Here is a 14604-nt window from a genome sequence, read left to right as displayed (position 1 = left end):
TTCTCAGCTGTAAAAAGCGCCCCTCCCCGGGGCGTTTTTCATGGTCGCGCCATGGCTGCGACGAGATGGTCGATCAGCGCGCGCAGGGTCGGCGAAACAAAGCGGGTTGGCGGATAGAGCGCATAGGCAAGTCCCCCATAGTTGCCCAGAAAATCCCAGTCCGGCAGGACTTGCACCGCGGCTCCATGGAGAAGCGCCGGTTTCGCCACATAGTCTGGCAGGGTGCAGAGTCCCAAGCCCGCCAACATGGCATCAAGGCGCAGGGCGCTGTGATTGACGTCATAGCGACCCTGCACCACGACTTCGGCCTCGACGTCGCCCTTTCTGAACCTCCAACGCTCATCGTGGGCACATTCCCCCAAGGAGAGGCAGCTGTGCGCGGACAAATCCGCGGGATGCTCGATGGCCGGATGAGCGGCAAGGTACGCCGGTGAGGCGCACAAAATCTGCCGGATCGACATCAACGCGCGGGCGGCGAAACCTTCGGGCGGGTGCCGCGTGATGCGAATCATCAGATCGACGCCCTCGCGAATGGGGTCGATGTCACGGTCCGTCGCGATCAGGTGCAGGTCGACCGTTGGCCACTGCGCCAAAAATTGCATCAGCAGGGGATGCAGCACATGTCGCGCGAAGGCCGTGGGAGCACTGAGACTCAAGCGCCCGCACGGTGTATTGGTCAATTCATGGGGCACTTGCAGCACCGCCTGCGCCGCTGCTGCCAATTCGCTGCAGCGTGCGAATGCGGCCTCCCCAGCTCGGGTCAGGCGGAGTTGCCGAGTTGTTCGCTGCATCAGTTGCACCCCCAGCTGTTTCTCCAGCCGAGAGACCTGACGGCTCACGGCCGACGGGCTTGTGCCGAGTTGTCGCGCGGCCGCAGAAAAACTGCCCAATTCCGCCACCCTAAGGAACGTCACCATTTCAGGCAAAACGCTTAAAAACGCATTTGTTCTCACGACGCAAGAGTCCTGTTCCGCTGAGGGGTCTGGTTTGACGGTAACGCGCCATCAACAATGGCTGGCGTGACATCGTATGCAGGTTTTTCATGACACCACCGCCGATCAAGCGGGCTGCTCCGGCGGCCGTGCTGCCCTTCCTCAAACCAGGCATGCCCGAAGCCCTGCTGCTTCTGGCTGCGGCGGTTTGGGGTGCAAGCTATGCAGTTACCAAAGGTTTGACGCAGCAGGTGCCGGTTCTGGAATTTCTGACCCTGCGATTCGGCTTGACCTTTCTGATCCTGTCGCCAGCCTTGCGACCTCTGTTCATCGCGCAATGGCGAACAGGGTTGGCCGTCGGCTCAATCTTGGGACTCAATCTGCTGGCCGTGTTTCTCTGCGAGACCTATGGCGTCACATTGACCACCGCGGCAAATGCGGCGCTGCTGATCAGTCTTTGCGTTGCGCTGACACCTTTGGTCGAATGGTGGCTATTGGGGCAGGCGCCGTCCATACGCGTGTGGCAGGCGGTGGCGCTTTCGCTCGCCGGGGCAGGATTACTGTCGGCAAGCTCGGCCATGGGACGGCCCGGATGGGGCGATGCACTGATTCTTCTCGCCGCTCTCTTGAGGGCGTTGATGGTGACCCAGACCAGGCGGCTCGCGGCACGGCACACTTTGCCGGCGCTGACGTTGACGGCCCTGCAATCCGGCGTGGTCGCTTCGGGCCTGATGGTTGTCACGCTGGCCTGCCAGGGGGCGCACTGGGTGCCGATACCTCGGGTGCCCGGATTCTGGATCGGCATGACGTTTCTGGTGCTGTTCTGCACCGTGTTTGCCTTTTTTGCGCAGAACTATGCCGCCTCGCGCACGAGCCCCAGCAGGGTGTCGCTGCTGATGGGGACGGAGCCGCTGTTTGGCGTCCTGGCCGGCGTGGTTTTGCTCGGCGAGCGTCTGTCGATGGCGGGTTGGGTCGGCGGGGTGTTGATGGGGTTTGCCGCCTGGCATGCGACCCGTCCGTCATCACGCCTCCGTGCGGAGGCGTGAAAGTTATACGGATTTGCCGCCGCGAATCCAGAAGCGCGAAAGTGCGTGTGCGAGCAAGGCGCACAGCGCGCCTAAGACCAGGCCACCGACCACGTCGGCCGGGAAATGCGCGCCCACCGCAATACGCGACCACGCCACCCAGATGGCGAACCCTGCGAACACCATGCCCAAAGGGCGGGGCGACGACAGGGCCAGGGTTGTGGCGAGGACAGAGGCGAACCCAGCGTGCCCTGAGGGAAAGCTGTGCGTGAACTTGGGTTCGCCCAGGACGTGGACCCACTGCGGACCAAAGACCGAAAGCGGTCGCGGAAAATGGGCCCAGGGCTTCAGAATGGCGTAGGTCGTGATGAACAACAGCAGATTGGCCCAGGCATAGACCAGCACGCTGCGCAGGGCTACCCGCTTCGGCCAGCGCATCGCCACGGTCAGCATCAGGCCGAGATAGATGGGCAGGAGATGATGGTCGCCCAGCACCGTGCCGAGTCTCGCAGCGTTGTTCCATACCGGGTTGTCGCCGGCGTGGTTGATGACCAGAAACAAGCGGTCGTTCCAACCGTGCCAGGCATACCAGGAGGAATGGGAATTGAGGACCATGGAGCCTTAAATGGAGTCCTGGATGAGGCGGGTGCCGGCCAGGCCATCGTGCAGAAACTGGTGATCGGGCCGTAGCTGGCTGGCTGCGGCCCAGAGCAAGAGGCCTGCAGCGACAAGCCAGGCGGTCGAACTGGGTGAAAGATGAAGAGCGGCTGCCGCCAGCAGTGCCGGAAGCACCCACAACCAGGCCAGAATGGCGCGCCACAGCGCACGCCCGACACCAAGGGGCGCGCCGGACTTCGCGACCACCGCTATCTTCCACACTTTCATCGGCAAGGTCTGCCGGCCGCCGCTCCAGAAGCCCGCGCCGTAGCCCGTCAGCACAATGAACTCCATTGCCTGGAGCGCCAGCCGGTGCAGGTTCGTCCCTTGTTCCAGGCCCAGGAGGCGAAGAAGTCCGAGTGAGACGGCTGACGTCACGAGGGCGATGCCCAGAAGCATGAGTCCCTCATAGATCAGACAGGCCAGACGGCGGCGCAGGGGCGGAGCCTTCACGGCAGCGCGCCCTTCGGGCGAGACGGCCACACTGCGCTCGCGTTGCTCATTGACTCCGCCTTAGCGCGCCGGGCAGCGCAGCACATCGGCGCAAGGCACGGTCGAGGAGGCGCGTGCAGCGGGGGTGGCGGTGGAGGGGGTCGGTGCGGTGTGTTTGATCGGTGGTTTGCGGGCGGCCGCGCCGTGCTTCTCCTGAAGGTATTTGCCGACCTGCCCCGGGTGAGGCTTGGGATGACGTGCCTCTTCCTTGAGCCTTTCACGCTCGGCCTCCGGGAGTTTCTGGTACGCCTCCCAGGCTTCACGTCGGCTCTGCAGCGGTGCTTTGCCGGTGGAAAGAAAGTTCTCTCGTGCCAGCCGCCGCTTCTCGGGGCTGAGGTGCGCCCATTCGTTCATGCGCCGCTGAAGCGTCTGTTGTTGCTCGGCGCTCATGGCGGGGTAACGTGCGGCGATATCCAGCCATTTCCGCTTCCGGTCATGATCGAACTCGGTCCACTCTGATTGAAGGGGCGCCAGAATGTGTTGTTGAGCCGGGCTGAGGTGTCTCCAGTCGGGCGGGACCGATTCTGCAGCCAGGGTGGTTGTGGAAAAGGCGGATAGCGCCATCCCCATGCACAGCAGCAGGGCGGCGAGCAACCAGGGCCATTTCTCCATCGGGCGTGGAGCGGTGAAGCGCAGGATCATCAGCGCTCCAGCTTCAGATAGCGGGCAAATCCAGGATCGGCGTAGGCCGTCGGTGGCAGATCGCCGAGCAGGAGTGCCGTGTCGATATCGGCGGTGACGCGCACGAAGCGTTCTTGCTGGTAATCCTGCAAGACCAATAGCCCGGCGATCAGCAGCACCAAGGGCAGAACCGCGCTGACACGAAACAGCCAGGATTTCCAATGGGACGGACCGGTCAGCGTCAAGGTTTGTCCTTGCGCGATCACGGTGGTCGCGGGAGTCCGTTTGACCTGGGTGATCGCCATCAGCCGCAGAGCCTTGAGGCGCTCGGACTGTTCGGGTGTGATCTGCTGCGCAGCCCCGTGCAGCCGGGCGGCGAATTGCTGCGCAAGGCGGGCTTCCACTTTGGGGCGCAGCAGGTCAGTTGCGTCGTTCTTCATGAGTAGCCTTGAGCTTTCAGGGCGCGTGCCAGGGCGTGGACGGCACGCGAACAATGCGTTTTGACGCTGCCTTCCGAGCAGCCCATGGCCTGCGCGGTTTCGGCAACGTCGTGTTCCTCCCAGTAACGTAGCAAAAACGCTTCCCGTTGACGTGCGGGCAAACGCGAAATTTCCGCCTCGAGATGTGTAAGGATTTGCATCCGCTGAACCTGGGTCTCGGCGCTCTCGAGGTGCTCGCTGAGCGTTTCGAGTTCCAGCGTTTCGAGCAGGTCGAATTCCCCCTCGCTGTCGGACGATTCGAAATCCGAAAGATTGCTGAAAAGCGCCGTGCGGACCTTGCGTTTGCGATGCCAGTCGAGAATCGCATTCGTCAGAATGCGCTGGAACAGCAGCGGCAATTCCTCGCGCGGCTTGTCCGCGTATTTGGTGGCCAGACTGATCATCGCATCCTGCACCAGATCCATGGCGGCATCGTCGTCGCGGGTCGAGAACGCGGCGCGCAGGAAGGCGCGCTTGTCGACGCTGGCAAGGAATTCGCTGAGTTCTCGTTCGGTGGCCATCGAATCGGACCCTGAACGGTCCGTGGGAGGTGAGGCAACCGATGATTATGCAATGGTGCGCGGTCGCACTGAAGTGGCGCGCAGGGCACGTCACCGTGCATCCTGTCGGGGCGCTGTCGAATGCCCGGCACTTGGAGATGGGTGCTGCGCTGCACTACACTGCGCAGTTCCGTTTGGTCTGAACCTCCGTGCCGCATCAATGAGCCTGCGAAATCCGAGGCTTGCGCAGCACCCACAACGTTCCAGATCGTACGTGTATCCCAAAAGCCGGCCACAAGCAGGTGCAGAGGGAGACCTGAAGTCTTTCGTTAGAGAAATTCACAAGGTGAACTCATGGAAATGAACCGCACAGAACACAAGTCGGCCGCAACGGCCGCATCAAAGTCCGGCGCAGCAGAGGCGCAGGACCTCACCGGGGCTGAAATCCTGGTGCGATGCCTTCAGGAAGAAGGTGTCGAATTCATGTGGGGCTACCCCGGCGGGGCCGTGCTCTACATCTACGACGAGCTCTACAAGCAAACCTCGATCCAGCATGTACTGGTGCGGCAGGAATCGGCCGCGGTGCACGCTGCAGACGCCTACGCGCGTGCGACGGGCGAGGTCGGCGTGGCCCTGGTGACCTCAGGCCCTGGCGCAACCAATGCCATCACGGGTATCGCCACGGCCTATATGGACTCGATCCCCATGGTGATCATCACGGGGCAGGTTCCCACGACGGCTATCGGCCTGGATGCGTTCCAGGAGTGCGACACCGTGGGCATCACCCGCCCGGTCGTCAAACACAATTTCCTGGTCAAGGACGTGCGCGATCTGGCGGCCACGATGAAAAAGGCGTTTCACATCGCCCGTTCGGGCCGGCCAGGGCCGGTGGTGGTGGACGTGCCCAAGGATGTGTCGCGTCACACCGCACCGTTCGAGTATCCGAAATCGGTGGAGATGCGCTCCTACAACCCTGTGCGCAAGGGCCACGGCGGTCAGATCCGCAAAGCGGTGCAACTGTTGCTCTCGGCCAAGCGGCCCTACATTTACACGGGCGGCGGTGTGGTGCTGGCCAATGCATCTCCCGAGTTGCGCAAACTGGCCGATCTGCTGAAGTACCCCTGCACCAACACGCTGATGGGCCTGGGTGCCATTCCGGGAGAGGATCCGAAATTCCTCGGCATGCCCGGCATGCATGGCACCTTCGAGGCGAACATGGCCATGCAGCATTGCGACGTGTTGCTCGCGGTGGGCGTGCGGTTCGACGATCGGGTGATCGGCAATCCCGGGCACTTCGCCCAGAACCAGCGCAAGATCGTGCACATCGACATCGATCCCTCCTCCATCTCGAAGCGAGTGAAGGTGGATGTGCCCATCGTGGGCGACGTCGGCGAGGTGCTGCAGGAACTCATCGACCAGCTCGAACAGTCTTTCAAGGCCGGCCACAAGAATGACGGTGGCGCGCTGGCGGCCTGGTGGGCTCAGATCGAGGAATGGCGCAAGCGCGACTGTCTCGCGTACGACCATTCCACCGAGGTCATCAAGCCGCAGGCCGTGATCGACACGCTGTACGAGTTGACCAAGGATCGCGAGACCTATATCTGCTCCGACGTCGGGCAGCATCAGATGTGGGCCGCGCAGCTCTACAAATTCCCCGAGCCGCGCCGCTGGATCAATTCGGGCGGTCTGGGCACCATGGGCGTGGGCCTGCCCTATGCCATGGGCATCAAGCTGGCCAAGCCCGAGGCCGAGGCCGTCTGTGTCACGGGGGATGGTTCCATCCAGATGAACATTCAGGAACTCGCCACCTGCCTGCAGTACGGCACGGCGGTGAAGGTCATTCTGCTCAACAACCGCTACCTCGGCATGGTGCGGCAGTGGCAGGAGATCGAGTACGAGGGGCGCTACTCCCACTCCTACATGGACTCGCTGCCCGACTTCGTCAAGCTCGCCGAAGCCTATGGTCATGTGGGTATCAAGGTGGACAAGCCCGAAGACCTGCGCCCGGCGATGGAGAAGGCATTTGCGATGAAGGATCGCACGGTCTTCCTCGACATCTCGGTAGACCCCACGGAGAACGTCTGGCCCATGGTGCAGGCGGGCCGCGGGATCACCGACATGCTGCTCGGTTCGGAGGATCTCTGAACCGCTGAACCGCGCCAGGCCATGGCGGTGGCCGGAAGCAGCGCCTCACCGGGCGCAGCGATCCGTCCCACGCCATGCCGGCGCTTTCGACAACCGCGTGCCCAGGGCACGCTTCATCATCAATCTCGCAGAAGCCAGGCGACGCTTACCGGCGCCGCACGAAGCCTGCGCAGAGGAGTGAATTCATGAAACACATCATTGCGGTTCTGCTGGAAAACGAGGCGGGCGCCTTGTCGCGCGTCGTGGGCTTGTTTTCAGCTCGTGGGTACAACATCGAATCCCTGGTCGTGGCGCCTACGGAAGATGCTTCTCTGTCGCGCATGACTATCGTCACCAGCGGTTCGGAAGAAGTCATCGAGCAGATCACCAAACACCTCAACCGACTCATCGAAGTGGTCAAGGTCGTCGATCTCACCGAAGCTTCGTTCATCGAGCGCGAGCTCATGTTGATCAAGCTAAGGGCCGTGGGCAAGGAGCGCGAAGAGATCAAGCGCATGTCCGACATTTTCCGCGGCCACATCATCGACGTGACCGACAAGTCCTACACCATCGAACTGACCGGCGATGCCGCGAAGCTCGACGCTTTCATCCAGGCGGTCGATCCCACGGCCATTCTGGAAACCGTGCGAACCGGCAGCTGCGGAATTGGCCGCGCCGAGCGTATCCTGCGCGCCTGATCTCAGATCGACGCATCTCTCTTTTTGTTTTCCCTTTGCGGCGTGGAATGTCCCGCCCAAGCACAGAACCTCTACTTCAGGAGCCAACATGAACGTGTATTACGACAAAGACGCCGATCTCTCCCTCATCAAAGGCAAGAAAGTCACCATCGTGGGCTATGGCTCGCAGGGCCATGCGCATGCCCAGAATCTGAATGACAGCGGCGTGAAAGTCACCGTCGGGCTGCGCAAGAACGGTGCATCCTGGGACAAGGCCAAAAAGGCGGGCCTGAAGGTCGCCGAGGTTGAAAAGGCCGTCGAAGGCGCCGATGTGGTGATGATGCTCATGCCCGACGAGAACATCGCCGAGGTCTATCGCAATGCAGTCGAGCCGAACATGAAAAAGGGTGCCGCGCTGGCCTTTGCTCACGGCTTCAACGTGCATTACGGTCAGGTGCAGCCGCGTGCCGATCTCGACGTCATCATGATCGCCCCGAAGGCGCCTGGCCATACCGTGCGCAACACCTACACCCAGGGCGGCGGCGTGCCGCACCTGATCGCCGTGCATGCCGACAAGTCAGGCAAGGCGCGCGATCTGGCCCTTTCCTATGCGGTGGCCAACGGTGGCGGCAAGGCCGGCATCATCGAGACCAACTTCCGTGAAGAAACGGAAACCGATCTGTTCGGTGAGCAGGCGGTGCTGTGCGGCGGTACGGTCGAACTGATCAAGGCGGGCTTCGAGACCCTGGTCGAAGCAGGCTACGCGCCCGAAATGGCCTACTTCGAGTGCCTGCACGAACTCAAGCTCATCGTGGACCTGATCTACGAGGGCGGCATTGCCAACATGAACTACTCGATCTCCAACAACGCGGAGTACGGCGAGTACGTCACCGGGCCGAAGGTGGTGACCGAGGACACCAAGAACGCTATGCGTCAGTGCCTCAAGGATATCCAGACGGGTGAATACGCCAAGAGCTTCATTCTGGAAAACCGCGCCGGTGCGCCCACCTTGCTCTCCCGCCGTCGTCTGACCTCGGATCACCAGATCGAACAGGTCGGCGAGAAACTGCGTGCGATGATGCCGTGGATCAAGGCCAACAAGCTGGTGGACAAGTCCAGGAACTGATCCTCAAGCACTCTGATCGCGACAACACCCGGCCGATGCCGGGTGTTGTGCTTCATGCCGGGACTTCCGGCGACTAAACTTCGCCCATGACATATCCCCATCCCATTCTGGCCCGCGAAGGCTGGCCTTTCATCGCAGCCAGCGTGCTGCTGTCCGTCATCCTTTGGGCGCTTGCCGGTTTCTGGTGGTCGCTGCCGCTCTGGTTGTTGACGATCTTCGTGGTGCAGTTTTTTCGCGATCCGGCGCGCCCCATTCCGCGCGAGCCTCTGGCGGTTCTGAGTCCGGCCGATGGCCGCATCGTGGCCATCGCGCAAGCATTCGATCCTTACGCACAGCGAGAGGCACTGAAGATCAGTGTGTTCATGAATGTGTTCAACGTTCACTCCAACCGGGCGCCGGTGGATGGCCATCTGCGCGATGTTCAGTACTTTCCGGGCAAGTTTCTGAACGCCGATCTGGACAAGGCGTCCGAGCAGAATGAACGCAATGCGCTGGTGATCGATTGCGAGGGCCGCGTCGTGACCGCGGTGCAGGTCGCTGGATTGATTGCGCGGCGCATCCTGTGCTACGTCAAGTCTGGAGAAACATTGCGACGTGGGCAGCGCTTTGGCTTCATCCGTTTTGGCTCTCGTGTTGATGTCTATCTTCCACTGGACGCGCAGTCCCGCGTCTCGATCGGAGACAAGGTCTATGCGAGCAGCACGGTGTTGGCTGATTTTGCCGCCTGACGGGTTTGCAGGCATGTGGTCTTTCACCAGCGAGGTCGAGCATGTCGCGTAATGTGGCCCAATTTCCCCAACAGGCGAGTCTGTCGGAGCAAACCGGCGCCGACGCCGACCCCAAAGCCGATCGGTCCTGCATGCCTGAAGCGCCTCATCAAACGCCTGAGCCCGATGACGATCCGGCCCATCGCCGCCGTCGTGGCATCTACCTCTTGCCCAACTCCTTCACTGCCGCCGCGCTGTTCTGCGGGTTCTACGCCATCGTGATGGCCATGAGTGGCCGGTACGACGCGGCGGCCACGGCAATCTTCGCCGCCATGGTGCTCGACAGCCTCGACGGTCGGGTGGCGCGCATGACCAACACCCAGAGCGAGTTTGGCGCCCAATTCGATTCGCTGGCCGATATGGTGTCTTTCGGTGCAGCGCCTGCACTCATTATTTATGAATGGTCTCTGCGGGGCTTGGGCAAGCTGGGCTGGTTGGCCGCCTTCGTGTATTGCGCCGGGGCTGCGTTGCGCCTTGCTCGGTTCAATACCAATGTGGCCGTGATCGACAAGCGTTACTTCCAGGGGCTGCCCAGCCCGGCTGCGGCGGCCCTGGTGGCGGGTTTCCTTTGGATCATGACCGATGCGGGCGTGCAGGGCGCGCACGTGGCGTGGTTCAGCTTCGTCATCACCTTGTTTGCCGGGCTCACCATGGTGACCAATGTTCCTTTCTATAGCTTCAAGGACCTCAGCCTTCGGCGCAGCGTGCCTTTCATCAGCATTTTCCTGATCGTGCTGCTGATCGGGCTGATCGCGTATCAGCCGCCTTTGGTGCTGTTCGGCTTGTTCGTTCTCTATGGCCTGTCCGGTTATGGGCTTTACGTGTGGCACCGCCTCAAAGGGCGCCCTGTCAGCGTGATTGCCACATCGGTGGATGAGCCGGACGAGCGCGGGTTGCATTGATCAATCCTTTCGCGGGCTATTGACAACCCAGATTGGTGCTGCAATAATTATTGTTTTCCGCGGGAATAGCTCAGTTGGTAGAGCGCAACCTTGCCAAGGTTGAGGTCGCGAGTTCGAGCCTCGTTTCCCGCTCCAAATTCTCAGCAAAAAAGGGAAGCCATGCTTCCCTTTTTTGTGTCCGGCGCGATGGGTTCATCCAGCGGGGTTTGACGATAGCGTCACCTGCTTGGGGCAACGCTGCAGCGTCGGGCGCTTTTGCGTAGGATCTCCCTTCGCGTAAAGCCAAGTCACCCGGCGGGGTGGCAGAGTGGTTATGCAGCGGCCTGCAAAGCCGTCTATGCCGGTTCGATTCCGACCCCCGCCTCCAACTCCCATGTTTTGCGCTGCTGCTTGCCCGGATGGCGAAATTGGTAGACGCAGCGGACTTAAAATCCGCCGCTTTCCTGAAAAGGGGCGTGCGGGTTCGAGCCCCGCTCCGGGCACCAGTTCGCAGGCAGTCGATGCCTGAAATGCAAGGCAGCGGGCCTGCATGCCTTTGCGGGGAACAACCTCCAGGGTGCGCCAGATGTAATGGTCGCCATGACCCGATAAGATGCGGCCATGCGAATTCTTCTTGCCAATGATGATGGGTATCTGGCCCCGGGTCTCGCCGCACTGTATGAAGGGTTGCGGGCGAACTGGGACGTGACGGTTATTGCTCCCGAGCAGAACGCGAGTGCTGCATCGAACGCCTTGACGCTGAATCGGCCCTTGTCGGTCTATACCGCCAGCAATGGATTTCGCTACGTCAACGGCACGCCGTCGGACTGTGTGCACATCGCGCTGACGGGCCTGCTCGACTTCCGGCCGGATCTCGTGGTGAGCGGGGTGAACAACGGCGCCAATCTTGGTGACGACACCATCTACTCAGGTACGGTGGCCGCGGCCACCGAAGGCTATTTGTTCGGCATTCCGGCGGTGGCCGTCTCCTTGGTCGAAAAGGGCTGGGCGCATCTGGACACCGCCGTCGCAGTCACTGTCGAGGTGGTGGGCAAGCTGGTTGCCGATAGCCCCCCTCAAGCCCAGTTACTCAATCTGAATGTTCCCAATCGCCCCTTGAACGCCTTGGGGGGCTTGCGTGTGACCCGCCTGGGCAAACGACATCCAAGTCAGCCGGTGGTCGTGCAGAAAAATCCCTACGGAGACACGATCTATTGGATCGGCGGCGCCGGGGCGGCTCTGGATCAGCAGGAGGGAACGGATTTTGATGCCATTGCCCAAGGCTGCGCGTCCCTGACGCCTTTGCAATTGGACTTGACGCATCACGCCCAGATCACGTCGTGCGCGGCCCGCTTCGAAACACGAGGCCGTGTGTGAGCGCGGGGACCAAGTCGCCGCCGCGCTTCGTGCATTGGCCGGTGCGTCAATCGGCCGATGCAACACAGAGCAAATCGTCCACGGCCTCGCCGTCGCCGAGAAGCGAGCCTGGGGTGGCTCGGGCGCGGCCCGTGTCGTCACATGCATCGCGAACAGCAGACTCCCGGCCCCTCGCGCCAGGCCCCTCGCGCTGCCTGCCTCGTCAGGCGGGGCTCGATTCGGATGCGGTGCGTCGCGGCATGGTCGACAGGTTGCGACAACTGGGCGGGTTTGACGAGCGTGTCCTGCAGGCGCTGCAGGATGTGCCGCGGCATCACTTTGTTGAACCGGGCCTGGCGGCCCAGGCGTACCTCGACAACGCCTTGCCCATTGGATACGAGCAGACGATCTCCAAACCCTCGGTTGTGGCCAGAGGCCTGGATGCTGCGCTCAAGGCCTTGGCGCCGCGCGCAAACCTGGGCAAGGTGCTCGATATCGGCACCGGCTGCGGCTATGCCGCGGCGGTGACGGCCCGTGTTGCTGTCGAGGTCTACAGTGTCGAGCGCATACGCGCACTGCATGATCTGGCGCGCAACAATCTGCGCGCGTTGCGGGTTCCCAACCTGCGACTGATTCTGGGCGATGGCATGTCGGGGTGTGTGCAAGGCGCGCCGTTCGACGCGATTCTCTCGGGAGCCGCGGCGCTGACCGTGCCACAGGCCTGGCTGGACCAGTTGGCCGTGGGCGGGGTTTTGATTGCCCCGATCGGAGATCCGCAACAGCTCATGCTGTATCGCAAGCGCACCACCACCGCCTTCGACGTCCAGCCTCTCGAAGGGGCAAAGTTCGTCCCCTTAAAATCCGGCCTGATCTGAACCGACCTCCCTGAATCGACGTCCATCACCATGCGGATTGCTCTGCTCGCTCTCACTCTATCTGCCGCGGCCATCCTGGGCGCTTGCTCCTCGGTGTCGCTCGCCCCAGTGCCAGTCGAGCAAAAGAATTTCCAGAAAGTGCCCCCGGTTTATGCGCCGCCAGCCACCGTTGCGGCCGCGCCAGCGGGTATTGCGACGGCAGCCTCCTCGTCATTGGCCGGACAGCCCGGCTATTACACGGTGCAGCCAGGCGATACCCTTCGGCGCATCGCGCTGCAGTACGGCACGACTTGGCAAAACCTGGCGCAGTGGAACAACCTCAGTGATCCGAACGTGATTGAAGTGGGTCAGGTCTTGCGTGTCGTGGCTCCGGAGGCGGCGGCAACGGCGAGCCCCTCAGCTGCGGCGGCATCCGCTGCGGCGCCGTTGCCCAACGGCGGTGCGGCGCAGAGCTTTGCCGTCACGCCCTTGGCGCCAGTGACCTCTGCCAAGTCGGCCAATGGCGCCAGCCCGGCTCCGGCGCCCGCCAAGCCCGTGAACGCCGCGGCGGCTCCGCCTGCATCTGCAGCCTCGGCCAGTGCCGCGCCGAGCGGCCCCACGGTGCTTGCCAGCAATCTGGCCACGGCCACGCACGATGGCATCGTCTGGTCCTGGCCCGCCAGCGGCAAGATCATCCAGGGTTTCAATGGCACCACGAGCAAGGGCATCGACATCGCAGGCAATCTGGGCGATCCGGTGTACGCGGCGGCGGCTGGGCGTGTCGTGTATGCCGGCTCGGAGTTGCGTGGTTTCGGCAAGCTGATCATCATCAAGCACAACGACGACTACATCAGCGTCTATGCGCACAACAACGCCATGCTGGTGAAGGAAAACGAGACGGTGAAGCGTGGGCAGAAGATTGCCGAGATGGGCTCGACTGATGCGCCGCGCGTTGAACTGCATTTCGAGATCCGGCTGCGTGGCAAGTCCATCGATCCGATCGGGCTGCTGCCCAAGCAACCCTGACCGCCCGCATGCCGCGCAGTCAGAAACCGGTCGCCACTACTGCCTCACCTGAAGCGGGCGAGAGCCGTGCGGCCGCTTTGAATGGCGCCGTGACGCCTGATGCGCCTTTGAGCGCGGCGGCCGCCAAAGCCCTTGCGCAGGAGAGCCCGCAGTCGCCACCAGCGCAGCCGACGGCGTCATCCGAAGGCTTGACTTGTCCACCTGCCTCAATCGGCGTCATTGATGACGAGTCGGGCGTCAGCGCCTTGCAGTCATACCTTAACCATATTCGTGCCAAGCCGCTTTTCACGCCTGAAGAGGAGTTCGAAACGGCGACCCGTGCCAAGGCCGGGGACTTCGAGGCTCGCCAGGCCATGGTGGAGCACAACCTGCGGCTGGTGGTCAGCATCGCCAAGGCTTATGTCGGCCGTGGTGCGGCTCTGGGCGACTTGATCGAAGAAGGCAATCTCGGTCTGATCCATGCCATCGAGAAGTTCGAGCCCGAGCGCGGCTTCCGATTTTCGACTTATGCAAGCTGGTGGATACGCCAAAGCATCGAACGCGCGCTGATGCAGCAGGTTCGCACCATCCGTCTGCCCGTGCATGTCATTCGTGAGCTCAACCAGGTGTTGCGGGCTCGCAAGCACCTGGAGCAGGCGGCCGACTATCGGGGGCAAACCTCGGACGAGGATGTGGCTGCGCTGCTCGGTCGCAGCCCGGAGGAGGTTACGGACCTGCTGGCGCTCGCCGAGCAGCCGATCTCGCTCGATGCCTTGCGTGAGACGCAGAACGGCGAGAGCTACGCGGACCAGTTCGCCGATCAGAACGCGCTCAGCATGGAAGAGCAGACGCAGACGCGCGAGGTCGAAGCCCTGGTCGACTCCTGGGTCGGCGCGCTGGCCGAGCGCGAGCGCGAGGTGATCGAAGCGCGGTTCGGTCTGCACGGGCGCGAGCTGGAAACGCTGGAGTCGCTGGCGCAGCGTCTTGGACTGACGCGTGAGCGTGTGCGTCAGATCCAGCAGGAAGCGCTGCTCAAGCTCAAAGGCCGCCTGGCCCGCAACGGCGTGGACAAGGGTTCGCTGCTCTGACGGGCACGGGTTCGGTTGAC

The 14604-nt window shown here is 62.4% G+C and carries 16 protein-coding genes and 3 tRNA genes; 13 read left to right on the top strand and 6 right to left on the bottom strand.

Features of this window, described 5'->3' with window-relative positions:
- Positions 1–38 precede the first annotated feature (38 nt).
- A complete protein-coding gene (locus tag BVH73_RS03365; RefSeq protein WP_079416076.1) occupies positions 39–953 on the bottom strand; it encodes a LysR family transcriptional regulator in 915 nt (304 codons plus the stop codon).
- Positions 954–1042: 89 nt separating this feature from the next.
- Between BVH73_RS03365 and BVH73_RS03360 the strand changes: the two genes are divergently transcribed.
- Entirely contained in the window at positions 1043–1978 is a 936-nt protein-coding gene (locus BVH73_RS03360) for a DMT family transporter (protein WP_079416074.1), read from the top strand.
- A 3-nt stretch (positions 1979–1981) separates the two neighbouring features.
- Here BVH73_RS03360 and BVH73_RS03355 read toward each other — a convergent pair whose 3' ends face one another.
- The 5 genes from BVH73_RS03355 to BVH73_RS03335 are packed head-to-tail and all read right to left on the bottom strand — an operon-like array spanning position 1982 to position 4727.
- Complete coding sequence (locus tag BVH73_RS03355) at positions 1982–2572, bottom strand: phosphatase PAP2 family protein (protein ID WP_079416072.1); 591 nt, start codon at positions 2570–2572, stop codon at positions 1982–1984.
- Between the two features lie 6 nt (positions 2573–2578).
- Positions 2579–3067 carry an RDD family protein gene (locus BVH73_RS03350; protein WP_245800399.1) on the bottom strand — a complete coding sequence of 163 codons (489 nt, stop codon included), beginning with the start codon at positions 3065–3067 and terminating at the stop codon, positions 2579–2581.
- 60 nt (positions 3068–3127) lie between these two features.
- On the bottom strand, positions 3128–3748 hold the full coding sequence (locus BVH73_RS03345; protein ID WP_154048413.1) for a DUF3106 domain-containing protein: 621 nt from the start codon (positions 3746–3748) through the stop codon (positions 3128–3130).
- Positions 3748–4167: a DUF3619 family protein gene (locus BVH73_RS03340; protein WP_079416070.1), complete on the bottom strand. Its 420-nt coding sequence runs from the start codon at positions 4165–4167 to the stop codon at positions 3748–3750. Before BVH73_RS03340 ends, BVH73_RS03345 begins: the two co-directional genes overlap by 1 nt.
- Positions 4164–4727, bottom strand: a complete 564-nt coding sequence (locus tag BVH73_RS03335; protein ID WP_079416068.1) for an RNA polymerase sigma factor — start codon at positions 4725–4727, stop codon at positions 4164–4166. Before BVH73_RS03335 ends, BVH73_RS03340 begins: the two co-directional genes overlap by 4 nt.
- Before the next feature lie 333 nt (positions 4728–5060).
- On the opposite strand from BVH73_RS03335, the gene BVH73_RS03330 reads away from it, so the two are divergent.
- From BVH73_RS03330 to rpoS, 12 genes are all read left to right on the top strand, one after another.
- Entirely contained in the window at positions 5061–6851 is a 1791-nt protein-coding gene (locus tag BVH73_RS03330; protein ID WP_079416066.1) for an acetolactate synthase 3 catalytic subunit, read from the top strand.
- A gap of 185 nt (positions 6852–7036) precedes the next feature.
- Complete coding sequence (gene ilvN, locus BVH73_RS03325) at positions 7037–7528, top strand: acetolactate synthase small subunit (protein ID WP_079416064.1); 492 nt, start codon at positions 7037–7039, stop codon at positions 7526–7528.
- 88 nt (positions 7529–7616) lie between these two features.
- Entirely contained in the window at positions 7617–8633 is a 1017-nt protein-coding gene (ilvC, locus tag BVH73_RS03320) for a ketol-acid reductoisomerase (protein ID WP_055449760.1), read from the top strand.
- Positions 8634–8719: 86 nt separating this feature from the next.
- The gene (locus tag BVH73_RS03315; protein WP_079416062.1) at positions 8720–9361 is read left to right on the top strand and encodes a phosphatidylserine decarboxylase; all 642 of its coding nucleotides are present in this window, start codon (positions 8720–8722) and stop codon (positions 9359–9361) included.
- Positions 9362–9492: 131 nt separating this feature from the next.
- On the top strand, positions 9493–10302 hold the full coding sequence (pssA, locus tag BVH73_RS03310; protein WP_079420289.1) for a CDP-diacylglycerol--serine O-phosphatidyltransferase: 810 nt from the start codon (positions 9493–9495) through the stop codon (positions 10300–10302).
- Positions 10303–10361: 59 nt separating this feature from the next.
- Positions 10362–10437 (top strand) — tRNA-Gly (locus BVH73_RS03305).
- A gap of 158 nt (positions 10438–10595) precedes the next feature.
- A tRNA-Cys gene (locus BVH73_RS03300) sits at positions 10596–10669 on the top strand.
- A gap of 25 nt (positions 10670–10694) precedes the next feature.
- Positions 10695–10787: transfer RNA gene (locus BVH73_RS03295), tRNA-Leu, on the top strand.
- 115 nt (positions 10788–10902) lie between these two features.
- Positions 10903–11658 carry a 5'/3'-nucleotidase SurE gene (surE, locus tag BVH73_RS03290; protein WP_079416060.1) on the top strand — a complete coding sequence of 252 codons (756 nt, stop codon included), beginning with the start codon at positions 10903–10905 and terminating at the stop codon, positions 11656–11658.
- 239 nt (positions 11659–11897) lie between these two features.
- Positions 11898–12512, top strand: coding sequence for a protein-L-isoaspartate(D-aspartate) O-methyltransferase (locus BVH73_RS03285; RefSeq protein WP_245800398.1), 615 nt, complete (start codon positions 11898–11900; stop codon positions 12510–12512).
- A gap of 30 nt (positions 12513–12542) precedes the next feature.
- Positions 12543–13517: a peptidoglycan DD-metalloendopeptidase family protein gene (locus tag BVH73_RS03280; RefSeq protein WP_079416056.1), complete on the top strand. Its 975-nt coding sequence runs from the start codon at positions 12543–12545 to the stop codon at positions 13515–13517.
- Positions 13518–13525: 8 nt separating this feature from the next.
- Positions 13526–14584 carry an RNA polymerase sigma factor RpoS gene (gene rpoS, locus BVH73_RS03275; RefSeq protein WP_079416054.1) on the top strand — a complete coding sequence of 353 codons (1059 nt, stop codon included), beginning with the start codon at positions 13526–13528 and terminating at the stop codon, positions 14582–14584.
- Positions 14585–14604: the final 20 nt, after the last annotated feature.

The sequence above is a fragment of the Thiomonas intermedia genome (genome assembly GCF_002028405.1).
Classification (GTDB): domain Bacteria; phylum Pseudomonadota; class Gammaproteobacteria; order Burkholderiales; family Burkholderiaceae_C; genus Thiomonas; species Thiomonas intermedia.
This window is presented reverse-complemented; position numbering and strand designations above follow the sequence as displayed.

Bases quoted from the DNA above. Each gene is read 5' to 3' on its own strand.
- ilvC (WP_055449760.1), top strand. From the start codon at position 7,617: ATGAACGTGTATTACGACAAAGACGCCGATCTCTCCCTCATCAAAGGC.
- surE (WP_079416060.1), top strand. From the start codon at position 10,903: ATGCGAATTCTTCTTGCCAATGATGATGGGTATCTGGCCCCGGGTCTC.
- BVH73_RS03335 (WP_079416068.1), bottom strand. From the start codon at position 4,727: ATGGCCACCGAACGAGAACTCAGCGAATTCCTTGCCAGCGTCGACAAG.
- BVH73_RS03315 (WP_079416062.1), top strand. From the start codon at position 8,720: ATGACATATCCCCATCCCATTCTGGCCCGCGAAGGCTGGCCTTTCATC.
- pssA (WP_079420289.1), top strand. From the start codon at position 9,493: ATGCCTGAAGCGCCTCATCAAACGCCTGAGCCCGATGACGATCCGGCC.
- BVH73_RS03340 (WP_079416070.1), bottom strand. From the start codon at position 4,167: ATGAAGAACGACGCAACTGACCTGCTGCGCCCCAAAGTGGAAGCCCGC.
- rpoS (WP_079416054.1), top strand. From the start codon at position 13,526: ATGCCGCGCAGTCAGAAACCGGTCGCCACTACTGCCTCACCTGAAGCG.
- BVH73_RS03285 (WP_245800398.1), top strand. From the start codon at position 11,898: ATGGTCGACAGGTTGCGACAACTGGGCGGGTTTGACGAGCGTGTCCTG.
- BVH73_RS03330 (WP_079416066.1), top strand. From the start codon at position 5,061: ATGGAAATGAACCGCACAGAACACAAGTCGGCCGCAACGGCCGCATCA.
- ilvN (WP_079416064.1), top strand. From the start codon at position 7,037: ATGAAACACATCATTGCGGTTCTGCTGGAAAACGAGGCGGGCGCCTTG.
- BVH73_RS03345 (WP_154048413.1), bottom strand. From the start codon at position 3,748: ATGATCCTGCGCTTCACCGCTCCACGCCCGATGGAGAAATGGCCCTGG.
- BVH73_RS03355 (WP_079416072.1), bottom strand. From the start codon at position 2,572: ATGGTCCTCAATTCCCATTCCTCCTGGTATGCCTGGCACGGTTGGAAC.
- BVH73_RS03360 (WP_079416074.1), top strand. From the start codon at position 1,043: ATGACACCACCGCCGATCAAGCGGGCTGCTCCGGCGGCCGTGCTGCCC.
- BVH73_RS03280 (WP_079416056.1), top strand. From the start codon at position 12,543: ATGCGGATTGCTCTGCTCGCTCTCACTCTATCTGCCGCGGCCATCCTG.